22 protein-coding genes are annotated in these 21862 nt (G+C 68.1%); 14 read left to right on the forward strand and 8 right to left on the reverse strand.

The window, feature by feature from the left end; all coding sequences use genetic code 11:
- Positions 1–92: 92 nt before the first annotated feature.
- The 3 genes from GV792_RS18935 to GV792_RS18945 form a co-directional block, all read right to left on the reverse strand.
- Complete coding sequence (locus GV792_RS18935; RefSeq protein ID WP_163825483.1) at positions 93–551, reverse strand: AMP-binding protein; 459 nt, start codon at positions 549–551, stop codon at positions 93–95.
- A 156-nt stretch (positions 552–707) separates the two neighbouring features.
- Positions 708–1754, reverse strand: coding sequence for an ABC transporter substrate-binding protein (locus GV792_RS18940; RefSeq protein ID WP_375154335.1), 1047 nt, complete (start codon positions 1752–1754; stop codon positions 708–710).
- Positions 1755–1823: 69 nt separating this feature from the next.
- Positions 1824–2627 (reverse strand): VOC family protein, encoded by an 804-nt coding sequence (locus tag GV792_RS18945; protein ID WP_163825484.1) that lies wholly within the window; start codon positions 2625–2627, stop codon positions 1824–1826.
- A gap of 298 nt (positions 2628–2925) precedes the next feature.
- Between GV792_RS18945 and ctaD the strand changes: the two genes are divergently transcribed.
- The 10 genes from ctaD (at position 2926) to GV792_RS18995 (ending at position 12309) form a co-directional block, all read left to right on the forward strand.
- A complete protein-coding gene (ctaD, locus tag GV792_RS18950) occupies positions 2926–4665 on the forward strand; it encodes an aa3-type cytochrome oxidase subunit I (protein WP_138447082.1) in 1740 nt (579 codons plus the stop codon).
- Between the two features lie 152 nt (positions 4666–4817).
- Positions 4818–6035 carry a phosphoserine phosphatase SerB gene (gene serB, locus GV792_RS18955; RefSeq protein WP_163825485.1) on the forward strand — a complete coding sequence of 406 codons (1218 nt, stop codon included), beginning with the start codon at positions 4818–4820 and terminating at the stop codon, positions 6033–6035.
- A 6-nt stretch (positions 6036–6041) separates the two neighbouring features.
- The gene (locus GV792_RS18960) at positions 6042–6851 is read left to right on the forward strand and encodes an aminoacyl-tRNA hydrolase (RefSeq protein ID WP_163825486.1); all 810 of its coding nucleotides are present in this window, start codon (positions 6042–6044) and stop codon (positions 6849–6851) included.
- Between the two features lie 65 nt (positions 6852–6916).
- The gene (locus tag GV792_RS18965; protein WP_163825487.1) at positions 6917–7750 is read left to right on the forward strand and encodes an ABC transporter ATP-binding protein; all 834 of its coding nucleotides are present in this window, start codon (positions 6917–6919) and stop codon (positions 7748–7750) included.
- A gap of 44 nt (positions 7751–7794) precedes the next feature.
- A complete protein-coding gene (locus GV792_RS18970; protein ID WP_163825488.1) occupies positions 7795–7998 on the forward strand; it encodes a hypothetical protein in 204 nt (67 codons plus the stop codon).
- Between the two features lie 8 nt (positions 7999–8006).
- On the forward strand, positions 8007–8315 hold the full coding sequence (locus GV792_RS18975; RefSeq protein WP_175584546.1) for a type II toxin-antitoxin system PemK/MazF family toxin: 309 nt from the start codon (positions 8007–8009) through the stop codon (positions 8313–8315).
- Between the two features lie 33 nt (positions 8316–8348).
- Positions 8349–9158: an NUDIX hydrolase gene (locus GV792_RS18980; RefSeq protein WP_163825490.1), complete on the forward strand. Its 810-nt coding sequence runs from the start codon at positions 8349–8351 to the stop codon at positions 9156–9158.
- Positions 9159–9191: 33 nt separating this feature from the next.
- Positions 9192–9968, forward strand: coding sequence for an enoyl-CoA hydratase-related protein (locus GV792_RS18985; RefSeq protein WP_163825491.1), 777 nt, complete (start codon positions 9192–9194; stop codon positions 9966–9968).
- Between the two features lie 71 nt (positions 9969–10039).
- Complete coding sequence (locus GV792_RS18990; protein WP_163825492.1) at positions 10040–11017, forward strand: class I SAM-dependent methyltransferase; 978 nt, start codon at positions 10040–10042, stop codon at positions 11015–11017.
- A complete protein-coding gene (locus GV792_RS18995; protein WP_163825493.1) occupies positions 11017–12309 on the forward strand; it encodes a class I SAM-dependent methyltransferase in 1293 nt (430 codons plus the stop codon). The genes GV792_RS18990 and GV792_RS18995 overlap by 1 nt, the downstream gene beginning before the upstream one ends.
- Before the next feature lie 14 nt (positions 12310–12323).
- Here the strand turns inward: GV792_RS18995 and GV792_RS19000 are convergent, their stop codons facing one another.
- A complete protein-coding gene (locus GV792_RS19000) occupies positions 12324–12872 on the reverse strand; it encodes a DUF1697 domain-containing protein (protein ID WP_163825494.1) in 549 nt (182 codons plus the stop codon).
- Between the two features lie 39 nt (positions 12873–12911).
- Entirely contained in the window at positions 12912–13652 is a 741-nt protein-coding gene (locus GV792_RS19005; RefSeq protein WP_175583100.1) for an acyltransferase, read from the reverse strand.
- 245 nt (positions 13653–13897) lie between these two features.
- Here GV792_RS19005 and GV792_RS19010 point away from each other — a divergent pair, with 245 nt between their 5' ends.
- Entirely contained in the window at positions 13898–15187 is a 1290-nt protein-coding gene (locus tag GV792_RS19010) for an outer membrane protein assembly factor BamB family protein (protein WP_163825496.1), read from the forward strand.
- Between the two features lie 9 nt (positions 15188–15196).
- Here the strand turns inward: GV792_RS19010 and GV792_RS19015 are convergent, their stop codons facing one another.
- Genes GV792_RS19015 through GV792_RS19025 form a run of 3 tightly spaced genes read right to left on the reverse strand, consistent with a single transcriptional unit; the run spans position 15197 to position 18755 of the window.
- The gene (locus tag GV792_RS19015; RefSeq protein ID WP_163825497.1) at positions 15197–16459 is read right to left on the reverse strand and encodes a glycosyltransferase family 4 protein; all 1263 of its coding nucleotides are present in this window, start codon (positions 16457–16459) and stop codon (positions 15197–15199) included.
- Complete coding sequence (locus GV792_RS19020; protein ID WP_163825498.1) at positions 16456–17994, reverse strand: 1,4-alpha-glucan branching protein domain-containing protein; 1539 nt, start codon at positions 17992–17994, stop codon at positions 16456–16458. Before GV792_RS19020 ends, GV792_RS19015 begins: the two co-directional genes overlap by 4 nt.
- On the reverse strand, positions 17991–18755 hold the full coding sequence (locus GV792_RS19025; protein WP_163825547.1) for a class I SAM-dependent methyltransferase: 765 nt from the start codon (positions 18753–18755) through the stop codon (positions 17991–17993). Before GV792_RS19025 ends, GV792_RS19020 begins: the two co-directional genes overlap by 4 nt.
- Positions 18756–18999: 244 nt before the next feature.
- Here GV792_RS19025 and GV792_RS19030 point away from each other — a divergent pair, with 244 nt between their 5' ends.
- From GV792_RS19030 to GV792_RS19040, 3 genes are all read left to right on the forward strand, one after another.
- Positions 19000–19785: an electron transfer flavoprotein subunit beta/FixA family protein gene (locus GV792_RS19030; protein WP_163825499.1), complete on the forward strand. Its 786-nt coding sequence runs from the start codon at positions 19000–19002 to the stop codon at positions 19783–19785.
- 35 nt (positions 19786–19820) lie between these two features.
- A complete protein-coding gene (locus GV792_RS19035; RefSeq protein ID WP_163825500.1) occupies positions 19821–20777 on the forward strand; it encodes an electron transfer flavoprotein subunit alpha/FixB family protein in 957 nt (318 codons plus the stop codon).
- Positions 20778–20927: 150 nt separating this feature from the next.
- A complete protein-coding gene (locus GV792_RS19040) occupies positions 20928–21857 on the forward strand; it encodes an aminoglycoside phosphotransferase family protein (RefSeq protein ID WP_163825501.1) in 930 nt (309 codons plus the stop codon).
- Positions 21858–21862 lie beyond the last annotated feature (5 nt).

Below are 21862 nucleotides of genomic sequence, written 5' to 3' on the forward strand. Positions count from 1 at the left end.
AACCGGCGCGGCGTGCGCCGTGGGCGTATCGGCCACACTGCGCTACCCGTTTTTCCGGGACCGGGTAGCGCAGGTGGCGGTGAAACCGCAGATCAGGCCGATCGTGCGATGACCGCGAAGTCGGCCTCGGTCAGCGGGTCATCGGACCCTGCCAGATAGCGCTGCAGAGTCGAGCGGTCATCGAGGACCAGCCAGTTGATCCGGTCGTCGAGCTGCGGCCGCTCCTCCTTGGTGGTGACGCCGATTCCGGTGCCGAAGACCGTCGAGTCGCCGGTGTTCATCGGCATCGGGACACCGCCGATCTTGACGATGGCGCGTTCGGCGACCACGGCCTCCACCGGCTCGTCGACGGCGATCGCGACGCGGATGCCCGGACCCGCGCCGAGCTGCAGCAGCAGCCGGGCCAGCCGATTCGACCAGCTGTCGAGCTCGGCGTAGGACAGCGAGACATCGGCGGCCGACACCACAACGGCCTGCGGGTCGACCGCGGCGGGCCGAGCCACCGGCAGCACGGCGATGTTGTCGGTCTGCGGTGCGGCGGGAGTGTGCATGCTGTCGATCTCCTCGGGAGCGAAATGGAAGGCGCTGTTCTTTGTTCTTCCACTGTCGCGGTCACGAGGGCGCGGCGGCAGTAACCCAAGGCGCTGGCCCGGGCACTCCGAGGGTGCCGGTTTGCCCACCCCAGGGTGCGTCGACCGGTCTCGCGGTCAGTCGGTGACGTAGGCGTTGAGGGTATTGCGCAGGTCGGTGACCACGGCGCGCGCGGCAGTGAGGCCGCGGGTGTGCCATATGGTGTCGTCGACGGCGAAGACGCGGCGGTCGGTGGCGGCGCCGAGCTCCTTCCACGCATCCGAGCGCAGCACGGATTCGCCGTGCTCACGCCCCTCGGGTCCGGCGAACATGACGTAGATCAGATCGCCCTCTACCGGCAGCAGCTCGGACTCGTCGACATCGAACGAGCCCTCCCGCTGCGCGGTGGGACGGTGGGCACCGGTGGCAGCGAGGACCTGCGCGGCCATGGTGTCGGTACCGAGGACTCGGGTGCCGTCGGCGGTGAACCGAACGATGGAGGCCTGAGTGAGGTTGGCCGACACCGCGTTTCCGGCATCGGCCGCCTCGGTCCGGTAGTTCTCCAGCGCCGTCTCGGCCGCTCCGGCGCGACCGAGACTCGCCGCGACGGCGGTGAATTCGTCCTGCCAGCTGCCCTCGCGACCGACCAGCACGGTGGGTGCGATTCCGGACAGGGCGCCGAAATCCGCGCCTGTCGCGGGAACGTCGCCGATGATGAGGTCGGGGTTCAACGCCGCGATCAGGGCCGGGTCGGGCTGGGTCACCGGGCCGACGCCAGGGATCTCGGCGATCCCCGTCCCGAGGTAGCCGGGCTGCGGACTCGGTCCGTCGACGGTGGCCGCACCGACGACGCTTTCCCACGACCCCACCGCGCACACCGCGTCCAGCGCCGCGGTGCTGAGCACAACGATGCGCTGAGGGTCGGCGGGAACCTCGGTGACACCGAAGGGGTGGGTGATGGTGCGGGTGGCGCCTGCGGCCGGATCGGGCGCGGTGGGCAGGCTGCACGCCTGCGCGGTGTCGCGCTCGATCCCGACCACACCCGCGCCCGCGATATTGGTGGTGGTGCGGACGATCGAGGCCGAATCATCGGCAGGCGTCGAACAACCCGCGACGACGAGCGCCGCGCAGCCGACGACGACGGCACCCATGATCGTGCGGATTCGGGTGCGTCCATGAACCATCGCGCTCACCGGCATGCCGGTGAGGGTACATGCGCGCACCCTCGATCCGCAGGTGAGGTCGGCCGGTGCTCAGCCCTTGTCGCCCCCGAGACTGAAGCGCGCGCCGTTCGGGTCGATGATCGTGGCCATCCGGCCGTAGGGGGTGTCCTCGGCGGGTGCGGTCACCGACGCGCCCAGTTCCACCGCCTTCGCGATCGTCGTGTCGACGTCGTCGGCGCCGAAATACACCGACCAGCCACCCGGCGAGCCCTCCGGAAGGAAACTCGAACCATCCATGACGCCACCGAGCATCGGGCTGGTGGAGTGCAGCGTGCTGTACCGGAACTCTGGTGAGTCGGAGATCGGGAACAGGTCGTTCCAGCCGAACACCGCACGATAGAAGTCGACCTCGCCGGTGAAGTCGCGGGTGGTCAGTTCGAACCACGACGGTGCGCCGTGGTGATCGCGCCACTGCCCGCCTTCGACGAGCCCGGCGGTCTCGAACCCGCCGAAGGTGCCGGCTTGCCAGATGCCGACGCCCGCACCCGCGGGATCGCCGAGGATCGCCATCGACCCGAGATCATCGACCTCCATCGGCGGTACGACGACCTGCCCGCCGCGGGCGGTGGCGGCGTTCGCGGTGGCCTCCGCATCGTCGACCGCCAGATAGATGGTCCACTGATCCGGACTGTCCGGATCGTCGGGCATGCGGCCCATCCCGCCGCCGACGGCCTTACCGTCCTTGCGGAAGGTGATGTAACCGCCGAAGTCCTCGTTGCGTTCGGCGGTCCAGCCGAACAATTCCCCGTAGAAGGCGATCGTGCGATCAGGGTCCGAGCTGTAGACGTCGACCCAGCAGGGATCGCCGACCCGGTGCGCTGCGTTCTGTGCCATGAGCGGTCTCCTCCGCGCCTGTGCCACCGCCGGAACGGGCAGCGGCCTCATCGATGCAGACGAGGGCGGCGAACAGAACTCATCGGTGGCCGCCCGGGCCGACACACCACGCCGAGGCAGCGAAAACGAGTGTCGGCGGGCCGCGAATACGACACAGAGTAGGACCCGCTCGGTCCGCTGCGGCAGCACGGTTTACGATTCGAAGAGCGCAAGCTAACCGTCGTCTGTCCGGACGCCCCCGGACCGATGCTGACAGTGGAGCCTGCGGAGCGACCTAAAGGCACCTTCAGGAGGATCAGTGACTGCCGTAGAGCCCCAGCCAGTCCCTCAATTAGAAGCGACTCGGCCTTTTCCGGCGCGGACCGGTCCCAAGGGGTCGTTCATCTACAAGATGGTCACCACGACCGACCCGAAGGTCCTTGGCGTCATGTACCTGACGACGTCTATGGTCTTCTTCCTCATCGGTGGCCTGATGGCGCTGATGATGCGTGGCGAGCTGGCGCGACCGGGCCTGCAGTTCCTCTCGCCCGAGCAGTTCAACCAGCTGTTCACCATGCACGGCACGATCATGCTGCTGTTCTACGCGACCGCGATCGTGTTCGGCTTCGCCAACATCATCCTGCCGCTGCAGATCGGCGCCCCCGACGTCGCCTTCCCGCGCCTGAACGCCTTCAGCTACTGGCTGTACGCGTTCGGCGCGACCATGGCGACCGCGGGCTTCATCACCCCGGGTGGTGCCGCGGACTTCGGTTGGACGGCCTACGTGCCGCTGACCGACATCCTGCACTCGCCGGGCGTCGGCACCGACCTGTGGATCCTCGGCCTCGCCGTCTCGGGTCTCGGCACCATCCTCGGTGGTGTCAACATGCTGACCACCGTCGTCTGCCTGCGCGCACCGGGCATGACCATGTTCCGGATGCCGATCTTCACCTGGAACATCGCCGTCACCAGCGTCCTGGTCCTGCTCGCCTTCCCGCTGCTGACCGCCGCCCTGTTCGGCCTGGCCTACGACCGCCACCTGGGTGGCCACATCTACGACCCGGCCACCGGCGGCATCCTGCTCTATCAGCATCTGTTCTGGTTCTTCGGCCACCCCGAGGTGTACATCATCGCGCTGCCGTTCTTCGGCATCGTCTCCGAGATCTTCCCGGTCTTCAGCCGTAAGCCGATCTTCGGTTACACCACGCTGGTCTACGCCACGCTCGGTATCGCCGCCCTGTCCATCGCGGTGTGGGCGCACCACATGTACGCCACCGGCGCCGTGCTGCTGCCGTACTTCTCGTTCATGACCTTCCTGATCGCGGTCCCGACCGGTGTGAAGTTCTTCAACTGGATCGGCACCATGTGGAAGGGGCAGCTGACCTTCGAATCACCGATGCTGTTCTCCATCGGCTTCATCGTCACCTTCCTCTTCGGTGGTCTGTCCGGTGTCATCCTGGCCAGCCCGCCGCTGGACTTCCACGTCACCGACTCCTACTTCGTGGTCGCGCACTTCCACTACGTGCTCTTCGGCACCATCGTGTTCGCCACCTACGCGGGCATCTACTTCTGGTTCCCGAAGATGACCGGACGCATGATGGACGAGCGCCTGGCCAAATGGCACTTCTGGACCACCTTCATCGGCTTCCACACCACCTTCCTGGTGCAGCACTGGCTGGGCGCCGAGGGCATGCCGCGTCGTTACGCCGACTACCTGCCCAGCGACGGCTTCACCACGCTGAACACGGTCTCCACCATCGGCGCGTTCGTGCTCGGTGCCTCGATGCTTCCGTTCCTGTGGAACGTGTTCAAGAGCTACCGTTACGGCGAGGTCGTCACCGTGGACGATCCGTGGGGCTACGGCAACTCGCTGGAGTGGGCCACCACCTGCCCGCCGCCGCGGCACAACTTCTACGAACTGCCGCGGATCCGGTCCGAGCGTCCGGCCTTCGAGTTGCACTATCCACACATGGTCGAGCGGATGCGGGCCGAGGCCCACGTCGGCTGGGGTTCGGGCAAGCATGCCACCGAAGTGCATGAAGGCGCCCTGACCAAGTAGACGGCGGAAGACAGCATTCCGGATGAGTGTGCACCTGCTGGGGTGACCAGCGGGTGCATGCGCACCGACCATTCGTAGTTGCGGCGTCGGCGGCCCCCTCGGGGTGATCCGTTGTACGCCGCTTCTGCGTTGCACAGACTGGAGCGCAGGTTTTGGCAGACACCACAGTTCTCGTCACCGTCACCGGTCCCGACCGGCCCGGTGTGACGTCGGTGCTACTCGCGGCGTTGTCGCGACACGAGGTCAGCCTGCTGGACGTGGAGCAGGTCGTCATCCGAGGTCGGCTGACCCTCGGCGTGCTCGTGACCTGCCCGAACGATCCTGAGGAACTGCAGGACGAGCTCGAAGAGGCGATGAACACCGTCGGCATGCATGTCGACGTGGACATCGACGCCGAGCCTGTCCGCGCGCCGGTCCCCACTCATGCGGTGGTGATCCTCGGTGCCCCGGTGACCGCCCGTGCGTTCAGCGCCGTCTCGAGCCAGCTCGCGGCACTCGGCGCGAATATCGACGCCATTCGCGGTGTCGCCGACTACCCGGTGACGGGTATGGAGCTGATGGTCTCCGCTACCGACACCGGCGACGACACCGATTCCCGCCTGCGCACGGCACTGGCCGACGTCGCGGTCGCCGAGGAAGTCGACGTCGCGGTGGAGCGGGCCGGGCTGGCGCGGCGCGCCAAGCGGCTCATCGTGTTCGACGTCGACTCCACGCTGATCCAGGGCGAGGTCATCGAGATGCTGGCCGCGCACGCGGGCGTCGAGGACGAGGTCCGCAATGTCACCGAGGCGGCGATGCGCGGCGAGATCGACTTCGGCGAATCGCTGCGCCAGCGGGTGGCGACGCTGGCCGGTCTCGACGAGTCGGTCATCGAGGAGGTCGCCGAACGCATCGAGCTGACCCCCGGTGCCCGCACCACTATCCGCACCCTGCGCAGACTCGGTTTCCGCTGTGGCGTGGTCTCCGGTGGATTCCGCCAGGTCATCGAGCCGCTGGCGCACGACCTGGAACTGGACTTCGTCCAGGCCAACACGCTCGAGATCGTCGACGGCAAGCTCACCGGACGGGTCGTCGGCGATATCGTCGATCGGGCCGCCAAGGCTACGGCGTTGCGTAAATTCGCCGCCGAGGCGGGGGTGCCGATGGAGCAGACCGTCGCGGTGGGTGACGGCGCCAACGACATCGACATGCTCAATGCCGCCGGGCTCGGTGTGGCGTTCAATGCCAAACCCGCGTTGCGGGAGATCGCCGATGCGGCGCTGTCGCACCCCTACCTGGACGCCGTGCTGTTCATCCTCGGCGTCACCAGGGACGAGGTCGAGGCCGCCGACGCCAAGGACGGACTGCTGCGTCGCGTACCGCTGGGCTGAGGCGCGATGACGAACGCTCAGGAGTCCGTCGACCCCGTTGACGCTGCGGACCCGGTACCCGCCGAACCGGTTCGGGTGACCGACGGCGACTTCGCCGCCAGGCATGCCGAACTCGCCGCCGGATACGGCGGAAACGGCGATCCGGACGATCCCACACAGGTGCAGGCCATGCAGATGGTGCTGTATCTGCCCAAAGCCGATCCACCCGCCCGCAGTGCGCTGCTGGCCGCGGCCGCTGCCTCCGCCGTGGCGTTGTGCCTGGATCCGCGGGTCGGTGCGGGCGGGGAGTGGGAGCCGCGATATCTGACGTGGAAGCGGTCGCGGATCCGCAAGGTCGCCCGCCGTGCGCGTGGCGCGCAATGGGCCGCGGCCAACGAGGTCGATGGCGTCACCGTCGAGCTCGACGGCGCTCAGGCGCGCGCATTGGTGCCCGGTCCGGTCGGCGAGATCGATCAGCGGATTCGCAAACTCCAGATCGGCGGCACCGACCTCGACCACGACGACCCCGGCCCGCCCGCTCCCGAACTGCCTGTGCTGTGGGTCAATTCGGCGCTCGGTATGACGCTCGGCAAGGCCGCGGCGCAGGTCGGGCACGCGAGCATGCTGCTCGCGGGTGCGCTGCCGGCGCGTGCTGCGCGAGTGTGGGCCGAGCACGGTTTTGCCTGTGCGGTACGAGAATCGGGCCCCGAGCAGTGGGCCGAGCTCAGCCGTGCGGTCGCGACGGGAACCGCCGTCGCGGTGCGTGACGCCGGATTCACCGAAGTGGCACCTGGTTCGATGACGGTGATCGCCACCCCCGGCCTGCTCACGCGCTGAAGGGGCGGTATCTGTCACCGCGGGTACGCGGGCCGGTCGTACGCGTCGCCGAGTTTTGAGCCAAGATGGAGCGCGTGCCGCAACCGGATCCCGATCTGCTCATCGACTTCACCGACGTCACCATCCGCCGCTCGGGGCATACCCTCGTCGGCCCGGTCACCTGGCAGGTCGAGCTCGACGAACGCTGGGTCGTGCTCGGCCCCAACGGCGCGGGCAAGACCTCGCTGCTGCGGATGGCCGCCGCGGAGGTGCATCCGACCTCCGGTCACGCGCATCTGCTCGGAGAAATACTCGGCAAGGTCGACATCAACGAACTGCGGCCGCGCATCGGTTTGTCCTCTGCCGCAGTGGCCGGCCGGGTGCCGCGCGACGAGAAGGTCAGTGACCTGGTGGTCTCGGCCGGATACGCGGTGCTCGGTCGCTGGCGTGAGCGCTACGACGATATCGATACCGACCGCGCCATCGACATGCTGGAAAGCCTCGGTGCCGAACATCTGGCCGACCGCACCTACGGCACCCTGTCCGAGGGCGAGCGCAAACGAGTGCTGATCGCCCGCGCGCTGATGACCGACCCGGAACTGCTGCTGCTGGACGAACCCGCCGCCGGGTTGGACCTGGGGGGACGTGAGGAGCTGGTGGAGCGGCTCGGTGATCTGGCCGCCGATCCGGACGCGCCCGCGACAGTGCTGGTTACCCACCACGTCGAAGAGATCCCGCCCGGGTTCACCCATGGTCTGCTGCTCAACGAAGGCGCCGTCATCGCCCAGGGGCTGTTGTCGGACGTGCTCACGGCAGAGAACCTGAGCGAGGCCTTCAGTCAATCCATCGCGCTCGATCGCGTCGACGGGCGGTATTTCGCGCGGCGAGCCCGCCGCTTCGGCAGTCACCGCTCGCGCTGAGCGGGAATAGAGCGGTTGCGTTTAACGAATGTTAAACTTGCTGTATGGGCACGATTGCATTCCGGGCGACCGAAGCCGACCAGGCGCTCGTTCAAGAGCTGGCTCGTGAGGGCGAAACGACCAGTGATGTGTTGCGGCGTGCGCTACGGGTTCTGGAACGGGAGCGCTGGCAAGCCAATATGCAGGCCGATGCGGATCGGATCGAAGCCAAGGGCGAGGACCTCAACGCCGAACCTGATGCCTGGTGATCCGGGGAATGGTGTACCGAGTCGATCTGGGGGACGCCAAGCGCGGACATGAACAGCGCGGCCGACGCTATGGCGTAGTGCTGTCGCGCACCAACTGGTCGATGGTGACCATCGTTCCGACATCGACAAGCGCGGCCGCGTCTCGATCGCGAGTGGAGGTCGATGTGGCGGGCCGGTCGACGCGGCTACTTGTCGATCAGATCAGGTCGATCGACGCCGGCTACCTGGTTGGCGACCCGGTCGGATTTCTGAGCGTCGAGGACATGCAGCGCCTCGACGCGACCATCTGTCACTATCTCGGACTCGGGCGGCCGTAACAGGCGCAACCAAGCGGGCGTTAGGGTGCAGGAATGAGTGATGTGGTGCTGCCAAAGGACGCTTCGACGGTGATGCTGGTGCGCGACGGGGCCGCCGGTCCCGAGGTGTTCCTGCAGCGCCGCGTGGGAGCCATGGCCTTCGCCGCGGGAATGACCGTATTCCCCGGCGGCGGGGTCGACCCGTCCGATGCCACCGCCGATATCGCCTGGGCCGGTCCGGAACCGGCCTGGTGGGCCGAGAAGTTCGGCACCACCGAACCGCGCGCGCAGGCGTTGGTCTGTGCGGCCGTGCGCGAAACCTTCGAAGAGTGTGGGGTTCTGCTCGCCGGACCCGCCGCCGACCAGGTCGTCGCCGATACCACCAGCTACCGCGACGCCAGGGGCAAGCTGGAGCGGCGTGAGCTGTCGCTGGCCGAATTCCTGGTCCGGGAGAACTTGGTCGTGCGCGCGGACCTGCTACGGCCGTGGGCCAACTGGATCACTCCGGTCGTGGAGCCGCGCCGCTACGACACCCGTTTCTTCGTCGCGGTGCTGCCCGAGGGCCAGCTGGCCGACGGCGCCACGACCGAGGCCGCCGAAGTGCAGTGGCGCACGCCGGCCGAAGCGCTCGACCGCTGGCGGGCTGGCTCCGACATCCTGCTGCCGCCCACCTGGGCCCAGCTCGACGCGTTGGCCGGATTCGCCGACACCGCCGAGATCCTCGCCGCCGAACGCGCTATCGATCCGATCGAGCCCGTCTTCAGCGCCGCCGAGGGTAAGAAGGCGCTGAGCTTCCCCGACGCCGCGCGCTACTTCGACGACCTGCCCGATCAGCGCAAACTGCAGGGCTCCACGCGCGAATGAGAGATCCGGCGCGCACCCGGTAGCGTGCCAGCCATGGCCGAATTCGTGACCGTGGACGAGCTGGACGGCGAGACCGAACGCCGGGTGGCGGTACTGCGTATCGCCCGCGCCCCGATGAACCTGCTGAACATCCAGGTGGCGCGGGAGCTGGCCGCAGCGGCCGCGGCGGTGGCCGAGGACTCGCGGATCGCCGCGGTGGTCGTCTACGGCGATGAGCGGGTCTTCTGCGCGGGCGACGATCTCGCCGAACTGGCGGCGCTCTCACCCGAGCAGGCCACCGCCGTCGCCGCGGACCTGCAACACGCGCTCGGCTGCCTGGCACGGCTGCCGCAGCCGACCGTGGCCGCGATCAGCGGCTATGCGCTCGGCTCGGGCCTGGAACTCGCGCTGGGCGCCGACCGCCGCATCATCGGTGACAACGTCAAGTTAGGGCTGCCGCAGATCAAGGCGGGGCTGATCCCGCTGGCCGGTGTCCGGCGGTTGACCGCGCTGATCGGACCGGGCGCGGCCAAGGATCTGGTGTTCACCGGGCGCTTCGTGGAAGCGGACGAAGCGCGCACACTCGGTCTGGCCGACGAGGTCGTCGCACCCGATGACGTCTACACCGCGGCGCTGCGTTGGGCGCGCGGCTTCGTCGACGGCCCGGCCCGTGCCCTGGCTGCGGCGAAAGCCGTTTTCGAGGCGGGCCCGCACGGCCATGATCGGGCTCGGATCGAGTGGTCGGAGCTGTTCCGCACCGAAGATCGCCTGATAGGAACACGTTCTAGTTTGGCCGACGGTCCCGGCTCCGCGGAGTTCGTCGGACGCTGAGTCCAGAGGCACCGGGGTGATCGCTACCCTCTGGTATGAACAGGCAAGATCGGGCATTAGGCTAGGCGACCATGACGGTACGCCACGACGACCCCGCGCCGAACCCGCATGCCACCGAGGCCGAGGTCGAAGCCGCGCTCAAGGACACCAAACTCGCCCAGGTGCTCTACCACGACTGGGAAGCCGAGACCTACGACGACAAGTGGTCGATCTCGTATGACGAACGGTGTATCGAGTACGCGCGCGGCCGCTTCGACGCGGCCGTCGGGCCGGCGCCGCTGCCGTACGGCCGGGCGCTGGAGCTGGGCTGCGGTACCGGCTTCTTCCTGCTGAACCTGATGCAGGCCGGGGTGGCAAAGAGCGGCTCGGTGACCGACCTGTCGCCGGGGATGGTGAAGGTCGCGCTGCGCAATGCGCAGAACCTCGGCCTCGACGTGGACGGTCGCGTCGCCGACGCAGAGACCATTCCCTACGAGGACAACACTTTCGACCTGGTCGTCGGCCATGCCGTGCTGCACCACATCCCCGATGTCGAACTCGCGCTGAAGGAATGCCTTCGCGTGCTCAAGCCGGGCGGTCGTCTCGTCTTCGCGGGTGAGCCCACCACCGCGGGCAACTTCTACGCCCGCTGGCTCGGACGCATCACCTGGGGCGCCACCACCAAGGTCACCAAGCTGCCAGGTCTGGCGAGCTGGCGGCGTCCGCAGGAGGAGCTGGACGAATCCTCTCGCGCCGCGGCCCTCGAGGCCGTCGTCGACCTGCACACTTTCACCCCCGACCAGCTCGAGGCGATGGCGCGCTCGGCCGGTGCCGTCGAGGTGGCCGCACACACCGAAGAGTTCGCCGCCGCGCTGTGGGGCTGGCCGGTGCGCACCTTCGAGGCCGCCGTGCCCGCCGAGAAGCTGACCTGGCGGTACCGCATGGCCATGTACAAGGCGTGGCTCGGCCTGAGCTGGGTCGACGAGAACGTCATGAGCCGCGTGGTTCCGCGCCAGTTCTTCTACAACGCCATGATCACCGGTGTGAAGCCGGGCGCCGCGGACCAGTAGTGGGCTACGGCTTCAGCCATGAGGACGTCGTCTTCCTGGCCGGTGCGGCGGGTGCCGCCGCGCTGGCCGACGTGGACCGGCTGGAGTTGACCCCGGCGACGCACCTGCGCGATCTGGAGCGGGTGCGTCGCGATCACGGTGACCGGGCGGCGCCACTGATCGAGACCGTGCGGTTGCGCCGTCGCGCTGCTGCCAAACTCGCCGACGCGGGGGAGTGGCTGTTCACCGATGACGCCCTCCAGCAGGCCACGCCGACACTGGTGGCGCGACATCGGGCAGCCCGGCTGGCCGGACGTGCGGTGCACGACGTGACCTGCTCGATCGGTGCCGAGCTGACCGAACTGGCCCGGGTCTGCCCGGCAGTGGTCGGTAGTGACCTGGACGAGGTTCGCCTCGCGATGGCACGGCACAATGTCGTTCGTGCCGCCGCTGTTCCCGCGGCCGTAGTGGATTCAGCGGCCGGAGCCGAACGCGGGGTGAATCCCGCTGCGGCAGAAGGCGTGTTGCCGCACGATGCCGGCAAGCCGAGCGGTTCGGCCCGCGACCGGAATGTGGTGCTGGTCCGCGCCGATGCGCTGATCCCGTGCAGTCGTGACACGGTGATCATCGCCGACCCCGCCCGACGGGCCGACGGCAAACGCACCCACGATCCGGCAAAGCTGCAACCACCGTTACCCGATCTGCTTGCGGCCTATCCCAACCGCGATATGGCCGTGAAGTGCGCTCCCGGACTGGATTTCGACGCTCTCGAATGGCCGGGCGAAATCGAGGTGGTGTCCCTGGACGGTTCGGTGCGTGAAGCCTGCCTGTGGACGCCGGGACTCACCGAGTCCGATGTCACTCGCCGTGCGACCGTGTTGTCGCCCACGGGTCGGTCCAGTGTCCTCACCGACGCCGAATCCGATGAGATCCCGGAGCGGGAGCCGGGTGAATGGATCATCGACCCGGACGGTGCCATCGTCCGCGCGGGCCTCGTCCGTCACTACGCCGCGAAACACGGCTTGTGGCAGCTGGACCCGCGCATCGCCTACCTCACCGGCGACCGAGTGCCAGCTGGTGTCCGCGGCTTCCGCGTGCTCGACCGGCTCGCCTTCCGGGAGAAGTCGCTGCGCGCCGAATTGCGTCGCCGTGATTGTGGCGCATTGGAAATCCTGGTGCGCGGCGTCGACGTCGATCCCGACCAGTTGCGTCGCCGCATGAAACCTGCGGGCTCGCAGCCGCATACGCTCGTGATCACCCGCATCGGCCGCGACGCGACGGTTTTCCTGTGCGAGGCCGCATCCGCTCGATGACGCGCCCGCCTCCGTCAGGCGATCGCCTCCATCTTCTTCACCACGCGCTGCACCGTCAGCCAGGTGCGGGTGGTGATGTCCTTGCCATAGGTGCGTTCCAGCCACGCCATGAAATCGGGGGTCCGGGGCGTGCTGTTGTCGACGACGAACAGGAAGACCCGGGCAGCGGGGTCGTAGCCGACGACGCGGGTGAGCGGATCTGGATCGTCGGGCAGCTCCACCCGAGCGTCGTCGGTGGTCTTCCGGAAGGTCGCGGTCAAGTAGGTGCCGCGCCCGTGGGTGAGCCCGTCGAATGGGTCGGAGTCCAGCAGCGCGCGCAGTGCGTCGTAGTCGCGGATGATTGTGCCGCCCGGGATGCCGAGCTCCCGGTTGAGGGCCTGCTGGATCCGGTCTTCGAGTTCGGTCGGATCGGTCTCGTCGGTGCGGAAGACGATATTGCCGCTCGACACCACCGACGCGACCGCCTCGAAGCCGAGTCCGGTGAACACACCACGCAATTTGTCGTTGGTCATGTTCGGGTTCATCGGGGCGATCCCGCGCAACAGCGCCGCGTACCTCGTCATGGGCCGACCGTAGCCGACCCGACCGACAGCTGGGGCTTCTCAGGCCTGAGCAGTGGCGCCGTTCTTCTTCCGTTCGATGTCCTCGAGCGCGGCGAGGTAGGCGGCGCGCTGCTCGGCACCGGACTCCCACGCGGCCTTGCGGTTCTTGACCACCTTCGCCGGTGCGCCGACGGCGATGGAGTAGTCGGGGATCTCACCTTTGACCACCGCATGCGCGCCGAGCACACAGCCGCGCCCGACGCGGGTCTCGCGCAGCACGGTCACCTTTGCCGCGATCCAGGTGTCGGGACCGATGCGGACCGGGCTCTTCACGATGCCTTGATCCTTGATCGGCAGGGTGATGTCGTCCATCTTGTGGTCGAAGTCGCAGATGTAGCACCAGTCCGCGACCAGCGTGGATTCGCCGATCTCGATATCGAGGTAGGTGTTGACCACATTGTCCTTGCCGAAGACCACCTTGTCGCCGATGCGCAGCGAACCCTCATGGCAGCGGATGGCGTTGCCGTCGCCGATGTGTACCCAGCGGCCGATCTCCATCCGGCCCAGCTCCGGCGTCGCGTGGATCTCCACCCGGCGGCCGAGGAACACCATGCCGCGCAACACGATATGCGGGTTGGTCAGCCGGAACTTGAACAGCCGGTAGTACCGCACCAGGTACCAGGGCGTGTAGGCGCGGTTGGCCAGCACCCAGCGCAGCGAGGCAAGGGTAAGGAATCGCGCCTGCCGAGGATCACGGCGACGCGATCCCCGCCACCGTGAACGCAACGGTGCGCCCCACATGCTCGTCACGAACTGTTCTCCTGTCGTGTGTCCGGGTACTGCCAGGTCGGTCGTCGCTGACAGGTTGCCCTGTACCGCGCTCACAGCCTACTGACGTGCTGCCCATGGCGGACCGATACCCGTGGGCTAACCTCACTGGCACGCGCGGGCGCGCGGGGAGACGACCACGGCAGAACGCGTGAGAGGGAGAGCAGCAGGTGCGAATCGGCGGCGTACGAGCTGTATCCGGACGGCCACGGTCGCGAGTGACCACGGTGGCGGCCGCGCTACTGGCCGTCGGCGCAGTGGTCCTCACCGGCTGCGGTACCGACGTCGACGACATCACCGTCGGTCCGGGCCTCGGCTGGCCCGGTCCGCACCACGACGGCCACAACAGCGGCACCAGCCCGGTCACCGGTGCACACGACCTCACGTTGAGCTGGTCGCGTCCGGTCGGCGGCCCGATCGCGACACCGGTCGGGGTCGCGGCAGAGGGGCAGATGTTCGTCACGACCCGGACGCCGACGGGCTGCAACATCTTCTCCCTCCAGATGCCCACCGGTCGCAAGCGGTTCTGTAATCCGCTGGGGCCGAACGCGATCTCCTCCCCGACGGTGATCGATGGACTCAACAATGTGTACGTCGGTGACGACAGCGGCGTGAGCTCGATCAACTACCTCGGTCAGCCGCGCTGGCGCACCGCGGTAGCAGGCGTACCCGTCTCATTGCAGTTCACCGGCGACAGCAATCTGCTGACCATCACCCAGACCGGCCAGCTCGACGTGCTGTCGCGGCAGACCGGTAGGCGCCTGGTGCCCACCATGCAGCTGCTCGGCCAGCCCGACTATCTCGAACTGCCCGCACTCAGCTGGCCTGCCTCCGGCGACGGCCTTGTCGACTGCCGCGACGGCGGCCCGCAGTGCGCGGTGGCCAACGTCTCGCCCATCGATACCTCCTCCGGACGCTTCTACGTGACGGTATGGCGCCCCGGTGAGGCACGCGCGTCGCTGGTGGCATTGCGCTACGGCGACGGCGCGGTGGAACAGCTGTGGAGCACGGAGATGCTCGAGGGTGGCAGCGCGACCAGCCCCGCCCTGTCCGCGGACGGCAGCACCGTCTACGTCGGTGACAACAGCAACCGCCTCATCGCCGTCGACGCCGTCGAGGGCAGCACCAAATGGGTACATCCCCTGGAGTGGACGCCGCGCCGCGGCATCTCCGTCTCCGGCGACGGGCTGATCATTCCGGCGGGTGACGAGGGCTATCTGCTCGCGCTGCGTGACAACGGCGACTCGGTCGAATCAGTCTGGGAGCGTAAGGATCTCACCCAGCGCGGTACCCCGGCGCAGACCGCGGGCCACACCGGCTACACCGTCGCGGCCATCGGTGAGGGCCTCGACCTGATCACCTTCGACACCGAAACCGGCGAGACCCTCGATTCCGACGCCCTGCCCGGCGCGTCCGGGACCACCACCGGAACCTCGGTCAGCGCCGACGGTGAGGTGGTCGTTGCCACCCGGATCGGCGAGATCTTCGTCTTCGCGCCGCAGGGGTGAGCGGACAGGTCAGACGGGCTGGCCGGGATCGCGTTCCGGTAGCGGACGCATGGTGATGACGGGACGGCCGAGCGGGCTCCGCACGCGCCGTTTCGCGGCGGTGTACACCTGCGCGGTCTCGGCGGCGACGACGTCCCAGGCGAAATCGGCAGTCAAACGCTCACGCGCGGCGTAGGCGCGTTCCTGAGCGGCGGCCGGATCGTCGAGCACGGCGCGCACCGCTTGCACCAGACCATCCACATCGGCCGGTTCGAACGACGCACCGGTCACGCCGTCGATCACGGCCTCGCCGAGCCCGCCCGCCGTCGAGGTGACCAGCGGGGTTCCCGCGGCCGCGGCCTCCAGCGCGACGATCCCGAACGGCTCGTAGCGGCTTGGCAGCACGATGGCATCGGCGCCGTGCAGCCAGCCGAGCAGTTCGGTGTGGTCGAGCTGGCCCGCGAAGGTGACCGCGCGCGCGACCCGGTGCACCCTTGCCCGCTCGCGCAGCCATTCGAATTGGGTGCCGACACCGGCGATGGTGAGTGTGGTGCCGGGGTGGGCGCGCCGGATCCGTGGCAGTGCCGCGATCGCGTCCTGCACGCCCTTCTCGTATTCGAGCCTGCCCACATACAGCAGCCGCGGCGGACCGCTGCGCGGTGGACGCGGCCGGAAGGTCCAGGCGCCGACATCGATGCCGTTGCGGATGACGGTGAGCGGGATCCGGTCGGGGCCGTAGAGCCGCTCCACCTCGTCCTGCATGGACGCCGAACAGGTGATGAGGGCGTCGGATTCGTTGGCCAGCCACCATTCCACCGAATGCACCTGCCGGTTCACCCGGCCCGACACCCAGCCGCTGTGCCGGCCGGCCTCGGTGGCGTGGATGGTCGATACCAGTGGTACGTCGTAGTACTCGGCCAGTGCGATGGCCGGATGCGCGACCAGCCAGTCGTGCGCGTGCACCACATCGGGGGTCCAGCCGTCGCCGATGCCGGGCTTGCCCAGCGCGACACCTGCTCGCACCATGGCGTGGCCCATCGCCAGCGTCCACGCCAGCATGTCCTCGCCGAAATCGAAGAACGGCGGGTCCTCGGCGACGGCGACCACCAGTACGCCGTCGGCGATGTAGGAGTGCGTGGGATGGGTCGACGGATCGGTGCCGGTGGGGCGGCGCGCCAGTACGACCACCTCATGGCCGGCGGCGGCGAGCTCGGTGGCCAGGTGATGGACGTGTCTGCCCAGCCCGCCGACGACGACCGGCGGGTATTCCCACGACACCATCAAGATCTTCATGTATGTCCTTCTGAGGTGGCAGCGCGCAGCCGACGCGCGTCCAGGGCCGGGAAGAATCCGTCGGCCGCCCCCCATCCTGCCGCCAACTGCCGTGCTTTGGCGAGCTGACCGGCCCCGACGGCCGCTGCGATCTCGCGCACCGCGTGCGCATGCTGGTGTGCGCGTTCGCGCGCGTATCCGGCGGCGGAGTCCTTGCTGACCATGAACGCCCAGTCGCTGGACACGGTCAGGATCGCCTCGCGCAGCAGCTGGTCTGCCACTCGGTCGCGGCCGGTCATCGGTCCGCTCGCACGCATCTTGTCGACGGTGTCCAGCGCGAGGGAGACGATGTCATCGTTGAGTTCCACCAGGTCACGCACCTGGTCGCCGGCCCAGACCCGCCAGTCCTTGCCCGAACCCCAGGACGAATCGGTCAGCTGCACCGGTTCGCCGACGTAGCCGCGTGCCCTGGCGTCGGCGAGCGTTCCCACGGTGACGCCTGCCTCGGGTAGCGCCCGCAGCACCTGGGCCAGCCATTGCGGTCCCTCATGCCACCAGTGCCCGAACAGTTCGGTATCGAATGCGGCGACCACCAAGGCGGGTCTGCCGATCCGCTCGGATTCGGTGACGAGTCGTTCCCGGACCGTCGCGACGAAATCGTCGACGTCGGCGCGCACGGCCGCGGACGCCAGCTCCGGGTCGTAGGGCGCCTTGTCCGGTCCCGCGACCGATTTGCCGGTCACCCGAGCCGGTTTGAGACCGGTGGCGTGGTCGTAGTGATGGAAGTCGCGGTAGGCGCTGTGGCCCGGATAGCCGGACTTGGGCGACCACACCCGATAACTGACCTGCAGATCACGCCCGAATGCCACCACCTCGGACTCGCGCACCGGCCGTCCGAGGGAGGAATCACCGCGCAGTGCGGGACCATCCACCATGAAATGCGTCACACCGGCGGCGTCGTAGCCGACCTCCATGCCGGGGGTGTAGCCACACTCGGGCGCCCAGATTCCGGCCGGGGTGTGACCCCAGCGCAGGCGGGCATCGGCCAGTCCCTCGGTCAGCTGGAATTCCCGCAGCCTCGGGTTCAGCAGCGGCTGGAACGGATGCGCCAGCGGACCGCCGAGCAGCTCGATCGCTTCGGCGTCGATCAGCTGGCGCCACACTGGTGCGGCACCGTGGCGCCAGTGCTGTTCGAATTCGGCCAGCGCGGCGGCGGCCAGCTGGTGTTCGTGGCGGCCGAGTGCGATATTGCCCGCCATCGCGGCCTCATCGGCGCGCAACTGCCAGTTGCCCAGCCAGTGATGCATACCGGCCAGGCAGTGCGGATCGTCGAGCTGGGCCGCGAGCACCGGCGTGATGCCGAGCGTCAGCAGGTGCGAACGACCTTCGGCGGCAAGGGTTCTCAGTACTTCGACGACCGGAAGGTAGGACGCGGCCCAGGACTGGTAGAGCCATTCCTCGCCGACCGGCCAGCGTCCGTGATGCGCCAGCCAGGGCAGATGTGAATGCAGGACCAGAGTGAACTGGCCCGGCACGGGTTGTGCGTTGTCGGTCAAGGCTTCACCGCGATGGCCACCAGATCCAGGCTCGCATCGATATCGTCGGGGGTCAGGGCGAAATCGTCGATGCTCACCGCGGCGACATCGGCGGTGAGCTCGGCGGGCCAGGGCTGCCCGGCCAGCGCACGTTCGATCTGGGCGTCGATGAACGAGCCACCGTGCTTGGCGTCCAACGCTTTCAGTGTCGCGCCGTGGTGCACACCCGTCATCAGTGAGACCTCGAAACCGGCCTCGACCAGCAGTTCGGTGAGCTCGGTGGCATTGAGTTCCCTGGTGTGGAACGGGTTGAGCGGGGTGTCGCGGCCGGGGGAGAAGGTGATCCGGTTCGGGGTGCTGATCAGCAGCTCACCGCCGGGACGCAACACCCGCAGGCATTCGCGCAGGAACTGGCCCTGATCCCACAGATGTTCGATCACTTGGAAATTCACCACGACGTCGACCGAGGAATCCTCCAGCGGCAGCTCGGCGAGGTTGCCCTGGATCATCTCCACGCGCGGGTAGCGCGCGCGTACGTGTTCGACCGCGCTCGCGTCGTAGTCAAGGCCGATGACGCGGGTGGCGACGCCGGCGATCATGTCGGCGCCGTAGCCCTCACCGGAACCCGCTTCGAGCACGGTCTTGTCCGCGCAGCGTTCGAGCAGGCGCGCGTAGACGATCTCGTGCCTGCGGAACCAGTAGTTCTCCTCGGCGATTCCGGGCACGGTGCGCTCGCCGGTCAGCGGCAGCGGGTCGAGGGCGCCGGGCGTCTCGGCGGTCATGGGTGCCGGTTCGCCTACTGCGGCAGGAATCACAGCCTCGCTCATCGTCCTGACGTTACTGGTACGGCCAGGTGAACTTGTTCCCGGTCTGGTGTTCATGACCCTCGCGGAGTAAGTTACCCATCAGTAACTTAACGTAGGGTAGTGTCACGCCCTGAGCGACTCACATGGACGTACGGCCCGCCGGATCGTGCGACCGACCGCCCATACCCGTGTACCCAGAACAGGAGGTCGACGAAGACCGATGCCGAACATCGTCGTACTCATCAAGCAGGTTCCCGACACCTGGTCCGAGCGCAAGCTCTCCGATGGTGACTTCACCCTCGACCGCGAGGCCGCTGACGCGGTGCTCGACGAGATCAACGAGCGCGCCGTCGAGGAAGCGCTGCTGATCAAGGAGGCGCAGGGCGGCGAGGTCACCGTGCTGTCGGCCGGACCCGACCGCGCCACCGAGGCCATCCGCAAGGCGCTGTCCATGGGCGCCGACAAGGCCATCCACATCAACGACCCGGCGATCCACGGCTCCGACGCCGTGCAGACCGCATGGGTGCTGGCCGGCGCGCTCGGCCAGGTGGAAGGCGTCGAGCTGGTCATCGCCGGTAACGAGGCCACCGACGGCCGCGCCGGTGCCGTGCCCGCGATCATCGCCGAGTACCTGGGCATCCCGCAGCTCACCCACCTGCGCAAGCTGACCGTCGATGGCGAGAAGATCACCGGCGAGCGTGAGACCGACGAGGGCGTGTTCAAGCTCGAGGCCACCCTCCCGGCCATCGTCTCGGTGACCGAGAAGATCAACGAGCCGCGCTTCCCGTCCTTCAAGGGCATCATGGCCGCCAAGAAGAAGGAAGTTCAGACCTTCACCCTGGCCGACCTTGGCATCGACCCCTCCACCGTTGGCGTCGCCAACTCTGGCACCGCGGTCACCGCGTCGACCCCGAAGCCTGCCCGTACTGCGGGCGAGAAGATCGCCGACGAGGGCGACGGCGGCACCAAGATCGCCCAGTACCTCATCGGTCAGAAGATCATCTGATCCGCCCGCACGAGACTGCTTAGGAGACAGAACAAATGGCAGAAGTACTTGTGCTCGTCGAGCACGCCGACGGTGCGGTCAAGAAGGTCAGCACCGAACTGATCACCGCCGCCCGCAGCCTGGGCTCGCCGTCCGCCGTAGTGCTCGGCGCCGCGGGCACCGGTGAGAAGCTGGCCGACGCGCTCGCCGCCGCCGGCGCCGAGAAGATCTACATCGCCGAGTCCGACGATGTCGACAACTTCCTGGTGACCCCGAAGGTCGATGTGCTGGCCGGACTGGTCGAGGCCGCCTCGCCCGCCGCCGTCATCGTCTCCGCCTCCGCCGAGGGCAAGGAGGTGTCGGGCCGCCTCGCCGCGCGCATCGGCTCCGGCCTGCTGGTCGACGTCATCGGTGTCAACGGCGACGGCTCGGTCGTGCACTCCATCTTCGGTGGCGCCTTCACCGTGGACGCCAAGGCCACCGGCGACGTGCCGGTGATCTCGGTGCGCCCGGGTGCCGTCGAGGCCGCCCCGCAGGCCGGTGCCGGCGAGAAGGTGACCGTCGAGGTTCCGGCGCAGGAAGAGGGCGTGGTCAAGGTGACCTCGCGCGAGCCCGTCGTCGGCGGCGATCGTCCGGAGCTCACCGAGGCAGGCATCGTCGTCTCCGGTGGCCGTGGTGTCGGTTCGGCCGACAACTTCTCGGTTGTCGAAGCGCTGGCCGACTCGCTGGGTGCCGCCGTGGGCGCGTCCCGCGCCGCGGTCGACTCCGGCTACTACCCGGGCCAGTTCCAGGTCGGTCAGACCGGTAAGACGGTGTCCCCGCAGCTCTACATCGCCCTCGGCATCTCCGGCGCCATCCAGCACCGCGCCGGTATGCAGACCTCGAAGACCATCGTCGCGGTCAACAAGGACGAAGAGGCCCCGATCTTCGAGATCGCGGACTACGGCATCGTGGGCGACCTGTTCAACGTCACCCCGCAGCTGACCGAAGCGGTCAAGACGCACAAGGGTTGAGCACCCGCGCCCTGAGCGCATCCCCGTGGCCTCGGCTGGAAACAGCCGAGGCCACGGGCGTTTCCGGACTACATGCGGATCGCGGGGTGGGAGCGCTGAGGGACGGGAATCGGGTTGCCGGATCTCGCCCCTACTCCGCAGGATGGCAGCGTGACGATCTCACTGCCGCCGGAAGTGGCCGAATCGATCCGCGACTTCTTCGACGACGAGGGTGAACGCTGGCTGGCGGCGCTACCGGACATGGTGGCGGCACGGTGCCGCGACTGGGAACTCGAGCTGATCGGTGAACCGTTCGGTGGCGGCACCCATTCGTTCGTGGCACCGGTGCGGCGTGGCGATGGTTCGGTCGCGGTCCTGAAGATTCCGTTCGTGGACGAGGAGAATGCCGGCGAGCCCGCCGGGCTGCTGCGATACGACGGCGATGGCGCAATCCGGTTGTACGACTTCGATTCCGGCAGCGGCGCCATGCTGCTGGAATGGGCGCGGCCGGGTATTCCCTTGCTGCGGCAGCCGACTCCGCCATGGGAAGGTGAGCCCGAGAACGCCGGGAAGGTGCTGATCGCCGCCGAGTTGTATCGGAGGCTGCGCCGCGAACCCGGAGATCTACCTACCGGATACCCGACGCCGCCGTCGACCGCCCTCTCGGTGGCCGAATGGGCGCAATGGCCCGAGGACGACGACATCGTCGCCGCGGTCCCGGCGTCGCTGGTGGATCAGGCCGGCCGCTGGTGCGCCGAACTGGCCGAACTCGACGGCCCGCTGCTGATCGTCAACCGGGACACCCACCTGGGCAATATCGTTGCCGCCGAACGCGAGCCATGGCTGCTGATCGACCCCAAGCCCTATCTCGGGGAAGCGGCCTTCGATGCCGGGTTCCTGATCCTCAAACAGGTCCAGAGCGACCCGAACCCCGAAGGCGCGCGCCGGATGGTCGCCTTGACCGCCGACGCGCTCGGCGTGGACCGGGAACGCGCACGAGGCTGGGCGTTCATGCGCGCACTGGAGCAGGTGGTCTGGTCGATCGAAGACGAGCGCACACAACTGGAACGGGATCTGGCTGTCGCGCAGGCACTGTCCTGATCGGA

The sequence above is a fragment of the Nocardia cyriacigeorgica genome (assembly GCF_010868145.1).
GTDB classification, from domain to species: domain Bacteria; phylum Actinomycetota; class Actinomycetes; order Mycobacteriales; family Mycobacteriaceae; genus Nocardia; species Nocardia cyriacigeorgica_D.

Excerpts from the sequence above, each read along its gene's own strand:
- GV792_RS18935 (WP_163825483.1), bottom strand. The coding sequence starts at position 551 with ATGCACACTCCCGCCGCACCGCAGACCGACAACATCGCCGTGCTGCCG.
- GV792_RS18940 (WP_375154335.1), bottom strand. The coding sequence starts at position 1,754 with ATGGTTCATGGACGCACCCGAATCCGCACGATCATGGGTGCCGTCGTC.
- GV792_RS18945 (WP_163825484.1), bottom strand. The coding sequence starts at position 2,627 with ATGGCACAGAACGCAGCGCACCGGGTCGGCGATCCCTGCTGGGTCGAC.
- GV792_RS18960 (WP_163825486.1), top strand. The coding sequence starts at position 6,042 with ATGACGAACGCTCAGGAGTCCGTCGACCCCGTTGACGCTGCGGACCCG.
- GV792_RS18965 (WP_163825487.1), top strand. The coding sequence starts at position 6,917 with ATGGAGCGCGTGCCGCAACCGGATCCCGATCTGCTCATCGACTTCACC.
- GV792_RS18970 (WP_163825488.1), top strand. The coding sequence starts at position 7,795 with ATGGGCACGATTGCATTCCGGGCGACCGAAGCCGACCAGGCGCTCGTT.
- GV792_RS18975 (WP_175584546.1), top strand. The coding sequence starts at position 8,007 with ATGGTGTACCGAGTCGATCTGGGGGACGCCAAGCGCGGACATGAACAG.
- GV792_RS18980 (WP_163825490.1), top strand. The coding sequence starts at position 8,349 with ATGAGTGATGTGGTGCTGCCAAAGGACGCTTCGACGGTGATGCTGGTG.
- GV792_RS18985 (WP_163825491.1), top strand. The coding sequence starts at position 9,192 with ATGGCCGAATTCGTGACCGTGGACGAGCTGGACGGCGAGACCGAACGC.
- GV792_RS18990 (WP_163825492.1), top strand. The coding sequence starts at position 10,040 with ATGACGGTACGCCACGACGACCCCGCGCCGAACCCGCATGCCACCGAG.
- GV792_RS19000 (WP_163825494.1), bottom strand. The coding sequence starts at position 12,872 with ATGACGAGGTACGCGGCGCTGTTGCGCGGGATCGCCCCGATGAACCCG.
- GV792_RS19005 (WP_175583100.1), bottom strand. The coding sequence starts at position 13,652 with ATGTGGGGCGCACCGTTGCGTTCACGGTGGCGGGGATCGCGTCGCCGT.
- GV792_RS19015 (WP_163825497.1), bottom strand. The coding sequence starts at position 16,459 with ATGAAGATCTTGATGGTGTCGTGGGAATACCCGCCGGTCGTCGTCGGC.
- GV792_RS19025 (WP_163825547.1), bottom strand. The coding sequence starts at position 18,755 with ATGACCGCCGAGACGCCCGGCGCCCTCGACCCGCTGCCGCTGACCGGC.
- GV792_RS19030 (WP_163825499.1), top strand. The coding sequence starts at position 19,000 with ATGCCGAACATCGTCGTACTCATCAAGCAGGTTCCCGACACCTGGTCC.
- GV792_RS19035 (WP_163825500.1), top strand. The coding sequence starts at position 19,821 with ATGGCAGAAGTACTTGTGCTCGTCGAGCACGCCGACGGTGCGGTCAAG.